Annotated in this window: 17 protein-coding genes; 6 read left to right on the plus strand and 11 right to left on the minus strand. The window is 40.9% G+C overall.

Annotated features, from left to right (window positions below; translation table 11 throughout):
- Positions 1 to 126 precede the first annotated feature (126 nt).
- Positions 127 to 450: a YkgJ family cysteine cluster protein gene (locus AAEY99_RS10905; protein ID WP_101088210.1), complete on the plus strand. Its 324-nt coding sequence runs from the start codon at positions 127 to 129 to the stop codon at positions 448 to 450.
- Between the two features lie 93 nt (positions 451 to 543).
- Here AAEY99_RS10905 and AAEY99_RS10910 read toward each other — a convergent pair whose 3' ends face one another.
- Positions 544 to 1,020 (minus strand): PA2404 family protein, encoded by a 477-nt coding sequence (locus tag AAEY99_RS10910; RefSeq protein ID WP_351010481.1) that lies wholly within the window; start codon positions 1,018 to 1,020, stop codon positions 544 to 546.
- Positions 1,020 to 2,192: a PepSY-associated TM helix domain-containing protein gene (locus tag AAEY99_RS10915; protein WP_351010482.1), complete on the minus strand. Its 1,173-nt coding sequence runs from the start codon at positions 2,190 to 2,192 to the stop codon at positions 1,020 to 1,022. The genes AAEY99_RS10910 and AAEY99_RS10915 overlap by 1 nt, the downstream gene beginning before the upstream one ends.
- 260 nt (positions 2,193 to 2,452) lie before the next feature.
- On the opposite strand from AAEY99_RS10915, the gene AAEY99_RS10920 reads away from it, so the two are divergent.
- Both AAEY99_RS10920 and AAEY99_RS10925 read left to right on the plus strand, forming a co-directional pair.
- The gene (locus AAEY99_RS10920; protein ID WP_351010484.1) at positions 2,453 to 4,558 is read left to right on the plus strand and encodes a TonB-dependent siderophore receptor; all 2,106 of its coding nucleotides are present in this window, start codon (positions 2,453 to 2,455) and stop codon (positions 4,556 to 4,558) included.
- A 535-nt stretch (positions 4,559 to 5,093) separates the two neighbouring features.
- Complete coding sequence (locus AAEY99_RS10925; protein WP_351010486.1) at positions 5,094 to 6,104, plus strand: D-alanine--D-alanine ligase; 1,011 nt, start codon at positions 5,094 to 5,096, stop codon at positions 6,102 to 6,104.
- Between the two features lie 80 nt (positions 6,105 to 6,184).
- Here AAEY99_RS10925 and AAEY99_RS10930 read toward each other — a convergent pair whose 3' ends face one another.
- The 7 genes from AAEY99_RS10930 to AAEY99_RS10960 all read right to left on the minus strand — a co-directional run bounded on the left by AAEY99_RS10930 (position 6,185) and on the right by AAEY99_RS10960 (position 12,771).
- Complete coding sequence (locus tag AAEY99_RS10930; protein WP_101087918.1) at positions 6,185 to 6,784, minus strand: cytochrome c3 family protein; 600 nt, start codon at positions 6,782 to 6,784, stop codon at positions 6,185 to 6,187.
- Between the two features lie 8 nt (positions 6,785 to 6,792).
- Positions 6,793 to 7,263: a nitrate reductase cytochrome c-type subunit gene (locus AAEY99_RS10935; protein WP_101087915.1), complete on the minus strand. Its 471-nt coding sequence runs from the start codon at positions 7,261 to 7,263 to the stop codon at positions 6,793 to 6,795.
- A gap of 11 nt (positions 7,264 to 7,274) precedes the next feature.
- Positions 7,275 to 9,764: a nitrate reductase catalytic subunit NapA gene (gene napA, locus AAEY99_RS10940; RefSeq protein WP_101088208.1), complete on the minus strand. Its 2,490-nt coding sequence runs from the start codon at positions 9,762 to 9,764 to the stop codon at positions 7,275 to 7,277.
- Positions 9,765 to 9,766: 2 nt separating this feature from the next.
- Entirely contained in the window at positions 9,767 to 10,024 is a 258-nt protein-coding gene (locus AAEY99_RS10945) for a chaperone NapD (RefSeq protein WP_011638005.1), read from the minus strand.
- 33 nt (positions 10,025 to 10,057) lie between these two features.
- A complete protein-coding gene (locus tag AAEY99_RS10950; protein ID WP_011638006.1) occupies positions 10,058 to 10,216 on the minus strand; it encodes a periplasmic nitrate reductase, NapE protein in 159 nt (52 codons plus the stop codon).
- A 391-nt stretch (positions 10,217 to 10,607) separates the two neighbouring features.
- A complete protein-coding gene (locus AAEY99_RS10955; RefSeq protein ID WP_351010487.1) occupies positions 10,608 to 11,516 on the minus strand; it encodes a class I SAM-dependent methyltransferase in 909 nt (302 codons plus the stop codon).
- A 40-nt stretch (positions 11,517 to 11,556) separates the two neighbouring features.
- Entirely contained in the window at positions 11,557 to 12,771 is a 1,215-nt protein-coding gene (locus AAEY99_RS10960) for an AI-2E family transporter (RefSeq protein ID WP_182743739.1), read from the minus strand.
- Between the two features lie 158 nt (positions 12,772 to 12,929).
- Between AAEY99_RS10960 and folX the strand changes: the two genes are divergently transcribed.
- Together folX and AAEY99_RS10970 are read left to right on the plus strand one after the other, a co-directional pair.
- Positions 12,930 to 13,295 carry a dihydroneopterin triphosphate 2'-epimerase gene (folX, locus tag AAEY99_RS10965; protein ID WP_101087907.1) on the plus strand — a complete coding sequence of 122 codons (366 nt, stop codon included), beginning with the start codon at positions 12,930 to 12,932 and terminating at the stop codon, positions 13,293 to 13,295.
- An 84-nt stretch (positions 13,296 to 13,379) separates the two neighbouring features.
- Positions 13,380 to 14,279: a TIGR01777 family oxidoreductase gene (locus AAEY99_RS10970; RefSeq protein ID WP_351010489.1), complete on the plus strand. Its 900-nt coding sequence runs from the start codon at positions 13,380 to 13,382 to the stop codon at positions 14,277 to 14,279.
- A gap of 58 nt (positions 14,280 to 14,337) precedes the next feature.
- Here the strand turns inward: AAEY99_RS10970 and AAEY99_RS10975 are convergent, their stop codons facing one another.
- Positions 14,338 to 15,237, minus strand: a complete 900-nt coding sequence (locus AAEY99_RS10975) for a LysR family transcriptional regulator (RefSeq protein WP_101087901.1) — start codon at positions 15,235 to 15,237, stop codon at positions 14,338 to 14,340.
- Positions 15,238 to 15,606: 369 nt separating this feature from the next.
- Between AAEY99_RS10975 and AAEY99_RS10980 the strand changes: the two genes are divergently transcribed.
- Positions 15,607 to 16,056, plus strand: coding sequence for a hypothetical protein (locus AAEY99_RS10980; RefSeq protein WP_101087898.1), 450 nt, complete (start codon positions 15,607 to 15,609; stop codon positions 16,054 to 16,056).
- 42 nt (positions 16,057 to 16,098) lie between these two features.
- Here the strand turns inward: AAEY99_RS10980 and AAEY99_RS10985 are convergent, their stop codons facing one another.
- Complete coding sequence (locus AAEY99_RS10985; RefSeq protein ID WP_351010491.1) at positions 16,099 to 16,806, minus strand: pseudouridine synthase; 708 nt, start codon at positions 16,804 to 16,806, stop codon at positions 16,099 to 16,101.
- Positions 16,807 to 16,881: the final 75 nt, after the last annotated feature.

Genomic DNA, 16,881 nt, shown 5'->3' on the forward strand with positions numbered 1-16,881 from the left:
TTGGTTTTCATCACAAATTAAATATCACCTCTATTTGAAGTAAATTTATCTTTCATGAACAAATTTACGCTATCCTTAGCCCAAATGTTCAACTGCAGCCCTTAAATGCCCACCAATATCATTACCATGTTCCCTGAGTCGTCCGATAAATCATCGACTCCCGCAACAATAAACTCTGTAGAGCAACCGGCTGTGACCTGTTCAAATTGCCAAGCCTGTTGTTGCCGTTTAGAAGTGATGTTAATAACCGAAACCGGTGTGCCTAAAGTGTATATAGCCAAAGATAATTGGGGCGGAGAAGTCATGCGCCGACTTGATGATGGTTGGTGTGCAGCACTAGACCGAGACACTATGATGTGTTCGATTTACGAAGTTCGGCCACTGATTTGCCGTGAATTTGAAATGGCTGAATACGAATGTGTTTCTGAACGCGAAGCCTTTGGTATTTAACCGCCTAAGAATACGATGTTAAATGCAATGCAATTACATTTAACATCGGCAAACTGCTCGATAAAACCAAGCTGCCCCAAAGACTACAATCGTTTAGTTTGATGACTGATAAAATGCATCAGGTAACTTCCAGCTAATGACTTGCTGTTGCCCCTGCCAATTTTCAATGGTTAACCAAGCCTTGTGTTCTGCTGTTAATACTTCTGGCGCAATAGCATGAACTTCTTGTCCATGCTGACTGCCATGCAAGATACCTGCATCGCCCATTTGCAGTATTTCTAATGGTAGAGGTTCTGTGCCAATATTTAAATATGCTTGACGGATCTTGTTTACCTGCCCCTGACTAAACAATAATAAAAAATCTTTAGTGTAGGTACCATCGTGAAGATATGGCGGATCAAGATTATACGGCATAGGTGTTATTTCAAAAGCGCCAACCGCTTGAGTTTCCCATGCATCAGGGAATTGCGGGAATAAAGACTGATATAGAAAATAACAAACTAGCACTAACATTAAGCCATTTATTTTATACTTGTAACGATTCCATATGGTGTTTTTAATGCGGGCCATTAGTTACCTTCCTGCTCGACTAGCTGTGAGTTATGCATTGCCAACGGATCATCTAGGTCGGTTCTGGCGGCTTTTACGGTTCGACTTCCCCACATTAAAAATCCTGTGATAGACATCCCCGTTAGAAAAATGCCGAAGATAAACCAAATCACTTTTGTCCACAGCCCGCCTATTGTGCCGTAATGCAGTGGATCAGCAATATGCGAAAGCGTTTGTAAGGTGGTCATTGCCGCTGGCGATCTTTCACTTTCAATGGTGCCGCTCCATGGATTCACTGTCACGCCATAAGCGTACTGGTCATAGAAAATATGATCTCCCTGGCCATACACCTTGTAAGTATCTCGTTGGTGCTCAGGAAGCATAATGTAGGTACTTTTAAAGCCTGGGAATTTTTGCTCGGCCACTTGCAGCGCATTAGATAATGTATACGGTCTAATAGGAGCATCATTTGCTGATGTAGGCACTTGGCTTGCCTCAATTAAAGGTGCATGTGGCTCCAAATCTATGTGGTTGTGCCACAAAATCGCTTGGGTTAAATACCATAAACCGGTAATACTCATCAGCATTAAAAACCACATTGACCACACACCTGCCAATCGATGTAAATCTGCAAGCAATGTTTTTTTACCTTGATTGATACGTAATTTAGGCTGGATAAATGAACGCCAAAACTTTTTATAAATCACTAGTCCAGATATCAATGCACCCAACATCACAATTGCCATAAAACAGACAATGTAATAGCCGACACTGTAATTAACATGCCATGGAAACAGTAACCAACCGTGTAATGAGCGCATAAAATTAGTGAAGGTCATGCCAAGATTAATTGCTTGTATTTGGCCGGTGTATTGATTGACATAAGCAATGGCAAAAGGCATGTCGCTATCGTTAAAAATAACGGCATTAACCAGATAAGACTCAAAGCTCATCACTGTGGTGATGTTTGCTGTTGGGTGCGCTTGTTGCACAATTTCAACAAGTTCCGACATCGGCTTTTCAGCCAGATCTTGTGGGTTACTTGCACGAGCGTCAGGATTAGTGAGCCAGGTTAATTCATGGCTTATCACTGAAATTGTCCCCGTTAGGCACACAAAACAAAAAATTATCCATACGGGTAATGAAAACCAGCCATGAAGCTTAAACCAAAATCGATTACTACGTTTTGCCATCTGATGTCCAAATTTGTCCGCTGTCTTTATAGATATTAATTTTCCACACATGCTAATACGATTGATAACCAATCTCAACAATTATTGAGTGATAATTATTATCAATTGTAAATTTTGCGTTAATGCTCACATTTCAATCAATCTAGCCTCGGCCGTGGTTGCTAATGATAATCATTAGCAATAACATTAGCGTCTGATAAGCGCTATGGTTCGCCGTTAATAATATTCATCATTAGAAAAAGACACAGATAAGGCACAACATGAAACCTAAACATACCTTTGCACTTTCATCATTAGTTTTGGCAATGGGCTTTCTAGTACAGCCCATTGCCCTTGCAGCAGAACAACAACAAAATGCTGACAACAATGATCAAAACATAGAAAAAATTCAAATCTTGGGTGTTCGTTATAAACGCGTTAGCCAAGGCGCTACTGGGTTAACTATGGAGATTGATGAGACACCGCAGTCAATCAGTGTGGTTTCCAACGAGCAGATAACTAATTTTGGGGCCAATAACCTTAACGACGTACTTCGTCTTGCGACAGGTATTAATGTTGAAGAATGGGAAACAAACCGCACACAATATACTTCTCGCGGCTTTGAAATTAAAAGTACCCAAATTGATGGCGTCGGTTTGCCCAATGACTGGGGGATCGTCACTGGTGCAATGGAAGCTTATGGTTATGAAAAAATTGAAGTTATTCGTGGCGCTAACGGGCTACTAACCGGAATAGGTAATTCTGCTGGTACCATTAATTATGTGCGTAAACGCCCGACTAACGAAAATGAAGGTGAAGTAGGCATCTCATATGGCTCAGATGACTTTAAGCGCGTACAAGCTGATTACTCTGCCCTGTTAACAGAAAGCGGTAGTTGGGCTGGTAGAGTTGTTGCGGTAGTAGAAGACAAAGGATCATACTTAGATGGCCTAGAAAACGATCGTGGTTATATTTACGCTGTCGTTGATGGCCAATTAACAGATAACTCAACGCTAACATTAGGGTTTTCATACCAAGATGCCAACACAGACGGTAATACCTGGGGCGGATTAGTATTTAACTATACTGACGGCACCCAAGCAGAATGGGATACCAGCGCTAGCACCACACAAGAGTGGACTATGTGGGACACCATCAATACAACCGCATTTGTTGAGTATACTTACATAATGCCTAACGATTGGGACCTTAAAGTTGCCTATAATCATCAAGGATTAGAAGATGAAAGTAAGTTATTTTATGCTTCTGGAACCATTGATAAGGACACAGGCTTAGGATTAAATGGTTGGCCTGGTCGTTACGACACTGAGTTTTCAGCCGATATTTTGGACATCACCACAATTGGTCATTATGGCTTATTTGGTCAAGATCACGAACTGACCTTAGGGTTAAGCGGTTCTCAAAGTAAAAAATACATGTACCAACACCCATTTGATTTTGCAGCGACTCCTGCATATGGCCCAACCCCAGCCTTCCCTTACGATCTCAATGCGATTCCTGAGCCTGAATGGGGCGATAAAGTGGAGTACTCTGACATCGATGTAAGCTTACTTCGCGCCTATGGTTCGACTAAGTTCAATATTAATGACAGCCTATTCGTAGTTGCAGGCTTTAATGCGATTAAATATACCCGCGAAGGTATTAATAGCGGCGTTGATATCGACAACGACGAAAGCGAGTTTAGCCCTTATGCTGGTGTGGTTTACAGCATCACAGAGGATATCAACACTTACTTCAGTTATTCAGACATTTACCAACCGCAAGAGCAGTATGATTACGATGGGTATTTTTTAGACCCCACTAAAGGCGTCAATTACGAACTTGGGCTTAAAACCCTATGGCTTGATAATGATTTAATGGCTACCTTTGCACTATTTAGTGCTGAGCAAAATAACCTCGCTAGCTACGCCGGCCTTAATGCCAACGGAAATTACTATTATAAAGGTGCCAATGTCGAATCGAAAGGCTTTGAAGTCGAAGTCACTGGACACATAACAGACAACCTCAATGCCGTATTAGCTTATACGCTGCTAGATGTAGAAGATGAAGATGGCGCTGAGGCAAATGAATGGGCAGCCCGAAACGTTGTTAACTTTTCGATGGATTATACCATCCCACAATTGCCAGAAGTAAGCGTTGGATTAGGCGGCAGATGGCAATCTGAAACCAAAAATGTTGATTCTAATGTAGAACAAGATGCCTATTTAGTCGTTAACGCTTTCGCAAGTTGGAATATTTCTGAAGACCTAAATCTGAGAGCTAACATTAATAACCTCACCGATGAAAAATACATTAACAGCTTGGCCACTATCGGTTATTACGGCGCGCCTGTGAATGGTTCGGTGAACTTAACTTATCGTTTCTAGGTAAGATTAAAATATTACACCGCAGAGACTAAGATTGAAGCAATAAGCTTAAGTATTCTACTGTCATACGTTTGTTAGTACATCAATATAATCAATGTAGTTGACCACGATAGCAGACATTATATTGATTGATAAAAAACCTCTTTTTTATGAAAATAAAAAGAGGTTTTTCTTTTTTACGGCTGATGCAGAAAAGATAACGCTGAGATTGTCGACAACAAAACGACAGTGTATGACTCCACCCAGCATATTATTGCCACTTAGAACGGATGTGACTAACCAAGACGGATGCCACTAACGCTTATGACATTGCCAATTAATACAATCGCTTCGTGAGGTAATGGAGATGTGATAGCTGTTTATTATCTCGTTGAGGTTATTTAATCGCATTAACGTCGGAAATAGACATAAATAGCTGAAATATTATTAACTCTTACTTGCACTGTATGGCTGTGGGTCTTTATCATAAGCATTACTTTTTTAGGGCTAATCTAATTCAAATCTAGCCCATTTTTTGGGTCTTTCAGGAGCAACCATGCCAAAGATTAATCTGCTGTTATTGTGCGGCGGTGGCGGTGCAGAACACGATATTTCGTTAATGTCTGCACGTTTTTTTGAGTCATCACTGGCAAAGTCAGATAAATTTTCGGTACTTAAGTTAGTACTCGATAAACACGGTCATTATCACACTGAAGACGGTAAATTATGCGACCTGACTAATCGTCGTGAAATTCGTTTTGAAGATAACAATACGCCAGCATGGTCAGTTGATTATGTGATCCCGTGTATTCATGGATTTCCGGGTGAAACCGGTGATATTCAATCGTACTTTAACTTAATCCAACTGCCCTACTTTGGTTGTGAATCTGAAGCCTCAAGCAATTGCTTTAATAAAATCACCGCTAAAATGTGGTTTTCAGCTTTAGGCGTACCAAACACGCCTTACATCTTTTTGCACCAACTAGATGATGATGCAATCAAGCAAACTGAAACGGCATTTGATCATTGGGGATCTGTTTTCGTTAAAGCAGCATCACAAGGATCGTCTGTGGGATGCTATAAAGTCGATGTTAAAGCCAATATCGCTAACGTACTTAAAGATGCGTTTAGTTATGCCCCATATGTGGTTGTTGAGCAAACCATCCATGCGCGTGAATTAGAAGTCGCCGTATACCAATACCAAGGTGAAGTGGTAGCTACCTTACCGGGCGAAATTATTTGCGACAGCAATACCTTTTATTCATTTGATGAAAAGTACGCTAAAAATAGTAAAGCCCGTACCGACGTTGTTGCTGATAACCTCAGCCCTGAGATCAGTCAGCTGATCCGGGATTACGCAATAAAAGCCTTTAAAGGGATGAAATTAAGTCACTTGTCGCGCATTGATTTCTTTTTAACTGATGATAATCAAATCCTCTTGAATGAAATCAATACCTTCCCAGGGTTAACGCCTATTTCAATGTTTCCGAAAATGTTGCAAAACCATGGCCATGATTTCACTGAATATTTAATTGATGTGATTGGACAACAGGTTGATTTAACGTAAACAACTTTAGTTCGAAATGCATAAAACAAAAGGCCAGCAAATTTGCTGGCCTTTTCTATATGCTTACAATATTAACCGGTTTAGAACCCTTCTACACCCGCCATATCAGGTAATTGGTGTGCAATACCTTTATGACAATCGATACAGGTTTTTTCGCCGCTAGCCAGTGATGTTGAATGCATTTGTGATGCACGCTTAGACTGACGAGTGAAATCCATATAGTCGAAGTTATGACAGTTACGGCACTCTAACGAATCGTTAGCTTTAAGGCGTTCCCATTCATGTTCCGCCAGCTCGCGACGTTTACCTTCAAACTTTTCTCGCGTGCTAATAGTACCGAATATTTTGCCCCACACTTCCTTAGAAGCTTGCATTTTACGAGCAATTTTATCGGTCCAGTTATGTGGCACATGACAATCAGGACAGGTTGCACGCACACCACTTCGGTTAGTGAAGTGAATAGTCGTTTGCAGTTCCTGATAAACATTGTTTTCCATTTCATGGCAACCAATACAGAATTGCTCGCGGTTAGTCAGTTCCAAGGCGGTGTTAAATCCACCCCAGAAAATCACCCCAGCGATAAATCCACCAATGGTTAAGAAGCCAAGACTGTAATGGACACTCGGACGACACAGCACTTTCCACACTATTTTTAGTTGCTCAAACAATTTTGCAATCATAGTGACTCCTAGTGCTTAACTGGGGCTTTCGCCTTCATTAAGTGATCAATATCGACAAAGTCATTTTCAACTAATAACTTGGCATCTAACTGCGGTGCATGGCACTGAGTACAAAAATAACGACGTGGTGATAAATCAGCCAAGAAATTATTATCACGGTCCATATAGTGAGTCACGCTCACCATTGGAGCCTGTGAATGACCAGTACTAGTACGGGCATGACACTGAATACACTTGTTCACTTTAAGATCGATTTGGTAACCATCAATCTTGTGCGGGATCACCGGTGGCTGCATTGGGTAATTACGTACCTGCTTAACATCGGTATTGATCACCGCTTGCATCGCAGGCGGTGTCGGTTCTACATTAATTGGCGCTAAACGTAATGTGTCGATTTTGTCTTCAGGTATGCTGGTAGCCATTACACTTACAGAGAAACCTAATAACGCGATAATCGATAATAATTTACCTGTTTTCATGGTCTGTCTCCTTAAGCCTTAACAATCTTTACAGCACATTTTTTATAGTCAGTTTGTTTTGACAAAGGATCTGTCGCATCTAACGTCACTTTATTAATGAGCTGGCTGGCATCAAACCAAGGCACAAACACTAAGCCAACAGGCGGCTTATTACGTCCTCGTGTTTCAACACGGGTTTTAATTTCACCACGACGAGAAACAATTCTAATTTCATCACCACGACGTAAACCGCGCTTTTTAGCATCTTCAGGATGCATAAAACACACTGCATCAGGGAAGGCTTTATAAAGTTCAGGTACACGTTGTGTCATTGAACCAGAATGCCAATGTTCAAGCACACGACCCGTTGATAGCCAAATATCGAACTCTTCATCTGGTGACTCTGCAGCAGGCTCGTAAGGCAATGCGAAAATAACTGCACGGCCATCAGGCTTACCGTAAAACTCAAATTCTGTACCCGCTTTAACGTATGGGTCTGACCCTTCACGGAAACGCCATTTGGTTTCTTTGCCATTAACCACCGGCCAACGTAAACCGTGCTCTTTGTGGTATACATCAAAGTCAGCTAAATCATGACCATGACCACGTCCAAAGGTGGCATATTCTTCAAATAAACCTTTTTGAACGTAAAAACCAAAATGCTTAGCTTCATCATTTAAGTATTTTTGATCAGCATCTGCCAATGGAAATTTATCAACATTGCCATTGAGATAAAGCACTTCATATAAGGTTTTACCTTTAAACGAAGGATTAGCAGCTAACACTTCTGCAGGCCAAACTTCGTCAGTAGTGAAACGCTTAGAGAATTCCATTAACTGCCATAAATCAGACTGTGACTCGCCTGGTGCTTTAACCATTTGATGCCAAAATTGAGTACGACGTTCAGCATTACCGTAGGCACCTTCTTTTTCGACCCACATTGCTGTTGGTAAAATTAAATCGGCGGCTTGGGTGGTAACAGTTGGATATGCATCAGACACTACGATGAAGTTTTCAGGATTACGGTAGCCCGGTAAACCTTCTTCGTTAATATTGGCGCCTGCTTGGATATTGTTGTTCACTTGTACCCAGTAACAGTTTAAATCGCCATCTTTTAAGCGACGGTTTTGCTCTACTGCATGGTAACCAGGTTTTGGTGGAATAATACCACTCGGAATATGCCAAATCTCTTCGGCGCGCTTTCTGTGTTCAGGGTTAGTCACTACCATGTCCGCAGGTAAACGATGTGAGAATGTACCCACTTCACGTGCTGTACCACAAGCAGACGGTTGACCCGTTAATGAGAATGGGCTGTTACCTGGAGTAGAGATTTTACCGACTAACAAGTGAATGTTATAAATCAGATTATTACACCACACACCACGAGTATGTTGGTTAAAGCCCATGGTCCAGAATGAAGTCACTTTACGATCTGGATCTGCATAAAGCTCTGCCAACTCAATAAGCTTATGTTCTGGTACACCAGACAACTTACTGACAGATTCAACATCATAGTCAGCCACAAATTTAGCAAATTCGTCAAAATCAATCGGGGTAGAGTCACCTGCAGTGGCAACGTTTTTGGCTTTCATTTCTAATGGATGCGTTGGACGTAAACCATAGCCAATGTCTGTGGTTCCCTTGCGGAAATTAACATGCTTTTTGATGAAATCTTTATTCACTTTGCCATTTTGGATAATGTAATTGGCAATAAAGTTAAGCATTGCTAAATCGGTTTGTGGCGTGAATACAATGGGCAAATCAGCAAGGTCGAATGAACGATGTTCAAAGGTAGACAACACGGCGACTTTAACGTGTGGCGCGCTTAAACGGCGATCGGTTACACGAGTCCATAAAATAGGGTGCATTTCTGCCATGTTTGAGCCCCAAAGCACAAACGCGTCAGCCGCTTCCATATCGTCATAACAACCCATTGGCTCATCAATGCCGAAGGTACGCATAAAGCCACCTACCGCAGATGCCATACAATGACGAGCGTTTGGATCGATATTATTTGAACCAAAGCCAGCTTTCATTAACTTAACCGCTGCATAACCTTCCCATACGGTCCACTGACCAGAACCAAACATACCGACGGCTGTTGGACCTTTGGCTTTAATGGTCGCTTTCCAACGCTCGGCCATAGTGTCGAACGCTTTTTCCCATGTAATAGGAGTGAATTCGCCATGCTTGTCATATTTGCCATCAGTCATACGCAACATTGGCGTTTGCAGACGATCACGACCGTACATAATTTTAGAAAGGAAATAGCCTTTAATACAGTTTAAGCCACGGTTAACTTCGCTGTTGGCATCACCATGAGTCGCAACAACTTTACCGTCACGGGTGGCTACCATCACTGAACAACCTGTTCCGCAAAAACGACAAGGTGCTTTGTTCCATTCTAATTTGGTTTGTTCTGAGCTAGTGATCAGGTTGCTTGCACTTGTAGGTAGTGCTAATCCTGCAACACTTGCCGCTGCGATAGCGGCATTGGCCTTCATAAAATCGCGTCTATTCATTTTCATACTTCACCCTCTTCAAGCTCTTCACTTTGGTGATACACCATGGTGGCAGTCAACACACCCGGAATGGCATTAATAGTTGATATATCATCCATCAACGATCGTTGGCTCGGACCTTCAACGACAACAACTAACTTAACGTCATTATTAGCTGACAACTCAGCATTTTTGATGGCCATAATTTTTTGTCTTACTTCAGCCATTTGCTCAGGGTGTACTTGGACAATTAGGCTGGTTACGTGAAGTTCATTGCTCATACATCGTTCTCACATTGTTTATTATTTTTAGGATTAGCCCGCGCCTGGAGGCCCAGTTAAAATTTGGCTAAACCAGATAGTAAAACCTAGTGCGCTAACCAGTAATACAGATAAAATTGGGGCTAGAAAGACGGTCAAAAAAATAAAAATCTTTAGCTCTAAACCCTTTTTGCTTTCGGTTTCATTACTCATGGACCCTCCAAGAGTGGGGATAAAAACAATAAATCATCATCGCTTTATTGCTTCTTTATTACGACTCGGTGAATTTTATCGTTAATGCAGTAACAATCTATATACTCACAAATTGGTAAAACAAGGTTAATATGATCTAGATCATCAATTTTAATAAATCATTAGCTAGATCAGGGTTATCGGTCATAAATACCGATTAAAAGAAGGATTATTTAACGATTTTTTGAACAGGTATTTCCTTGGTTAGCATTAAGTATAAGCCACTAAAAACAACTTGCGCGGCTAAGATGTCATTAAGGGGTTAATCGTGAGGTATGTCTTGGCATTTTTTACAGGCATAAAAAAACCGACAGTCACATGACTGTCGGTTTATTTGTAACGCGTTAATAAATTAGCTCATGCAGTAACGTAATACTTTTAATGATTTCTGTTCATCTATATCGGCAAAAACGGACGGATTAGCAATTCGCTCAACATAAGTTAATTGTGGCGCAGTATTAGCCACTTGTTGCATCAAAAAATCACAACCAAGCTCTGGGGCATTTAAGCACAGCAACACTTCACCTTGTGGTGCAAGTAAGTCAGGCAGACGTTTCAATAAGCGCTCATAATCTTTAGTGGCCACAAAACTGCCACGTTGATTACTCGGTGGATCGGCCACAATCAAATCATACGGTCCAAGCTTGGTTAATTTACCCCATGATTTAAAAATATCGTGGCCTAAATAACGCGCTCCTGCGGGTAAGTCATTTAATACATGGTTTTGCTTACCAATGCTTAACGCACCTTTACTCATGTCCATGTTGACCACTTCATCTGCGCCGCCTTGCAAAGCCACTACCGAAAAGCCGCAAGTATAAGCAAATAAATTAAGTACCTTTTTATGTTTTGCGTGTTGTTTCACCCATGCTCGGCCGTTGGCCATATCTAAAAATAAACCGTGGTTTTGTCCGCGTAATAAATGGACTAAAAAGCGCGCACCATTTTCGGTCACAATATGCTGTTCTGGTACTTCACCATGCAATAACTCACTGAATGTTTGTCCACCTTGACGGTATTGATACACCAAATTAAGTGTTTCAGTTGGTCGTTGTTGCTGCCAAAGTACCTTTACTGCAATCACTAATTCATTGAGTTGCTCGGTTTCAAGCATCTTAAAACTGGTGAGCAATAATACTGGTTTATACCAATCCAAACACAGGTGTTCATCGCCGACGAATAATCCGCCGCGGCCATGAAATAAACGGCAAACATCATCACCGAACGTCAAATTTGGAACTATTTGTAAAAAACCTTTCATACACTCTCTTAACTCAATAAACTAAATACAATCAATAGGGTTATGCATTTGTGGTTGATGACTTAGCTTTAGTGTCACTGCCCACGCTATGATCATTATCTACGTCGCTACTGACTCCACTATTAACGTCATTATTAACCTGTTCGTCATCGTCGTCTCTGTGGCAATCTTCAGCTGCAATTTCGGCTTCTGCTTTAACATTATTGGCAGATTCATTGGGTGAGTCATCATTATCATCCGACAATAAAATTGCCAGCCAATTGCCCGAGTCGCTCGATTCAAGACCAATTTTAACAATCATGGTTAAGGGTACCGACAGCAACATGCCGACAGAGCCAAGCAGCCAACCCCAAAAAATCAATGATAAAAAAACCACTAAGGTAGACAAGCCTAAACCTCGGCCCATAAAACGCGGTTCAACCATATTACCCATCACCATATTGGTACCCACATACAATAAACCGGTAATACCTGCAGCCCCTGGGCCCATTTGGATAAAAGCCAATAACACAGCCGGAATAGCGGCAATAATAGAACCAATATTAGGAATATAATTAAACAGAAAAGCGATGACTGCCCATAACAAAGCATAGTCAACGCCAATGATTGTCAAACCGATACCAACAACCACTGCTGTCGCTAAACTGACAAGGGTTTTAATCACCATATATTGATTAACCGACTGCAAGAATTTATCGATTTGCTGTAAACGCTTATCTGGAGCATCGAGGGCTAAATGAAACTTTCTAGGCATTGATTGCGCCTCAAATAACATAAATACGATAGTCAAAATAATCAGGAATAAATTAGCCATCACATTGCCAACACCAGACAACATATTAGTGGTCATGGATAACGCCATGCCGGGGTCAAAATAATCGAGTACTTTTTGTTGAGAAATCTGGATATTAAAATCTTGCAGTTTTTCAAGGATCCACGCAAATTGTTCAATCAATTGCTCCCGATACTTGGGCATTTCTTTGGAAAACTCAGTTACCGAACTGCCCACTAAACTGGCCAGCCATAAGCCCATTAACACAATAAATCCCATCAATAAGATGATCGATAACCATTTAGGAATGCGATAGCGCGTCATCAATACAATGGCTGGATTACAAATTACCGCTAAAAATGCAGATAATACAAAAGGCACCACAATTGGGCTGGCCGTTTTGATTCCCGCTAGAATGATCACCACACAGGCCATCACCACAAAACTACGGACAGCCATAGGCGATTGTTGTAATCCTTTCATAGAACTAAAAATCCTTATTATTGCTTATTAAAATGATTCTGTATGCTAAGCTAAACTCAGTAACATATTGCAAACTAAGTTAAATATTTTTGTCGATTCACATATAAGTTGATGACAATATTGGCTTACAACAACTTTTAGGGATCCACTCACTCAATATGAAACCAGAAACCGCTATTATACGCATTAAAAACTTACGTTTACGCACCTATATCGGCATTAAAGAAGATGAAATCAATAACCAACAAGATGTCATCGTCAATGTGGTGATCCATTATTGTGCCGACAAAGCGCGAAACAGCAACAATGTCACTGATGCGTTGAATTATCGCACCATTACTAAAAATATCATTGCTTTGATTGAAAATAATCGTTTTTCATTACTCGAAAACCTAACCAATCAAACTCTCGCCATTGCCAGCGAACATGATTGGGTTGAATTTGCCAGTGTCGAAATTGATAAACCCCATGCACTTCGCTTTGCAGACTCTGTGTCGATGGAATTATGCTATCAAAAGCCGTAATAACAAGTATGTTGCGTGCAGAATTTGTGATCATTTCTTAAGGTTACCATCGTATATTGTTCTACTGAGTAGAAGGGAGTTTAGATGAGAATATTAATCACTGGTGCAACGGGGTTTGTTGGCAAACGCTTAGTTAAATCGCTTAGCGAACACCAACTGATCATATTGACGCGAAATATTAATAACGCAAAAAATAATCTTGGCAGTCACCATCAATACTGGCAAACACTTACTGATAAATCACACCTTAACGACATAGATGCCGTAATTAACCTTGCAGGCGAACCGATAGTCAGTAAACGTTGGAGCAACAAACAAAAAAAACTAATATGCGACAGCCGTTGGGACATCACCACGGAATTAACTCAGCTTATTAGTAAAAGTACTACGCCGCCACATACGTTTATTAGCGCCTCAGCGGTGGGTTACTATGGTCGACAAGACCAGAGTCCAGTCGATGAGACAAGTGGATTTCATACTGAATTTAGCCATGATATATGCCAGAAATGGGAAGACCTCGCACTTCAAGCCCAGTCACAACAGACCCGAGTGTGTATTACTCGAATAGGTATTGTGCTCGGGAAGAATGGCGGCGCATTAGCAAAAATGCTACCTCCATTCAAACTTGGTTTAGGCGGCCCAATAGGCAGTGGCGAGCAAGGTATGAGTTGGATTCATGTTGATGATTTAATTGGACTGATTAACTATTTGCTGAGCAACACCAACTTACAAGGTATTTACAATGCTACTGCACCTCAACCTGTTAGCAATGCAACATTTGCTAAAGCATTAGGCAGTGCGTTAAATCGTCCGGCTAAAATAACCACGCCACCATTAGCGCTAAGACTGGCAATGGGTGAAATGTCAGAGTTGCTCACTACCGGCCAATTTGTACTACCCACACGGACTTTAGCGGCTGGCTTTGAGTTTCAATTCACTGATATCAACAGTGCATTACAACACATTATTAATTCTAAGAGCTAACTCAGCGAGCTAACTCAGAGCACTAAACCACCGAGAAAATTCACCGGGCTAACGGGCATCACTTCACCAACTGTTTAATTTTATTGATTATCGGTCCATAACGACGTGCAAGTGGCCGATGTTTTTTGTAAATGATAAACAAGGGCTCACTGACCACCACATTGTTGGCTTGCTCGGTGGCAAAAGATGCTATGCGGATATGCTGTTGTTGGGCAAAATTATCAACTGCAAATTGTGGTAGCACAGCAAATGCCAGCCCTTTAGCCACGGGAACAAGAATTTGGTTCAATTGGTTAACGTAACTGCGAATAGGCACCTGCAACGCTAACACCTGTTTTTCAATAAAATACTGACCGACTATTTGCGACCAATAATGCATCGCATCTGGATGGCTCACCATTCCAAGTTCCATGAGTTGTTCAAATGTAACCGATTGATGTGGGTACGACTGCGGTAACACCAGACACAGAGACTGTGCAGCTAATGGGGTCACCACCAGCTCATCCATGTTAATCGGCTGCGTAATGATGCCCACATCAACGGTATTGGCCATAACACTATCAATAATGCGTTTATTGGGCGCCGCTTCCAGATGGATTTGTAATTGACTATATGGCAACTGATAGTCAATAAGGTGAGGATATAAAAGCAACGCCATCGATCCCGAACACGCTAAACGACAAACGCCTACATGCTCATCATCAACCGCTAATTGCGACAAAACTTGTTGCTGTTGCTGCTGCCAAACTAATGCTTGTTGATACAACACAATTCCAGCTTCAGTTAGCTCAAAGCTTTTTCCTATTCGAATCAGTAAATCAACGCCCACTTGCAGCTCAAGCTTTTTAATGTGTTGACTCACGCCAGGTTGCGTCATAAAAAGCTGCTCTGCCGTGTGAGTAAAATGCCCTACTTCGACAAGTTTAATAAATGTGGTTAACCATTGTTGATTTAACATGCTGCGCCTCTATTATGCACTGAACACTTCATTGCATCGACAATGAACATCTCTTATACGACATCGATTATGGGGATACTAACGTCACCGCCGATAATGGCACAATGATAACAAAAAGTTATTGTTTTATATATTTTTAATAACCTTACCCACTAACCTTAGCTAAAAGGACAATATAACCAGAAAGGTGTCATTCCAGCTCAAACCCGTGGTTAATACGATTTACTTTTTGCCATCCTCACACACTCCCGTAAAACGGCCAGGTTAACATGCCGCATTGTAGAGTGACTTGACTCTACCTGATTCCTTACTATGATTAAATTGTACAAAAAACAAACAAAATAATTAATTATTAAAAAGGATAATAAAATGAAAAAATTATTAATTACATTAGCTTGCGTTGTATTTAGCTCCGCATTATTTGCCAAAGATAGATTGGAGATTTACCAAGATTACGATCTCGGTACTGAAATAATGGTAATGACTACCGTTAAAGTAGATCCTAATATGGCGGATATATATTTGGCAGGTTTGAGTAATAGCTGGGTTAAAGCGGTTAAAATTGAAAAAGAACTTGGTTATATCAAAGACTGGAAAATCTATGCAAGTGATTTACCAGTGAGTGGTGATTTTAACATGTTATTAGTCGTTACTATGGCTAATGGCGCAGACATGGAGCCTAACAAAAAGAAGTATGAAGCGTTCATGAAAAAATGGAGCGAGGCTGATAAAAAAATGTCTAATGAAATTTCAGCCAAATACCCTGAAGTAAGGACATTAACGGGTGAATATCGCATGCGTGAGGTCATGATAAAATAATCAATAAAGCGCTTTTTACACAAATACTAAGGGGCGCTGAATTTAAAGCTTATTTAAAAGTATATGACTAAATGAACCAATTTCTACATCGGTTAAATAACGCCATTCACCTATTGCTACATCCAGTTTAACCGCACCAATACTTTCTCGATGCAGCGACACCACTTTATTACCTACGGCAGCAAACATGCGTTTAACTTGATGGAACTTGCCTTCAGTTAAGGTCAGTAATATTTCTTGTGGTGTGATAATTTGCAACTGTGCCGGTAATGTCAGCTCTTGCTCCCCTTGCAAAGCAATGCCTTGTAAAAAAGACTCTCCGGCATCTGCGGCTATCGGCTTAGCTAATTTAACCCGGTAAACTTTATGGCATTGCCCAGACGGAGACGTGATAGCAAATGTCCAACGACCATCATCGGTAATAAGCACTAATCCGGTTGTGTCAGCATCTAATCGTCCGGCAATATGCAACTCAGATGGTCGTTCGACGTCAATTAACGAGAATAGCGACGGATAGACACCATCGACATTCGAACAAAGGGTATTGGCAGGTTTATTGATTAACATATAACGAAACGCTCGAGCAGCAAGCTTTTGACCGTTTAAGCTGATGTCATTATTTTCATGAACTTGAACAGCTTCATCCCTGACAACTACACCATTAACGAGCACAGCCCCGTTATGGATATGTTGAATAACCTCATACTTTAATAATTCAGTACTTTTACAAACAAATCGATCAAGACGCATAAATAACCTTAACTTGGGATAATCATTTATTATTGGCTACTTAAGCGGATATTATGCTTTGTCTCGTCAGATATG

The organism is Shewanella sp. S1-58-MNA-CIBAN-0166 (genome assembly GCF_040310085.1).
Taxonomy (GTDB): Bacteria; Pseudomonadota; Gammaproteobacteria; order Enterobacterales; family Shewanellaceae; genus Shewanella.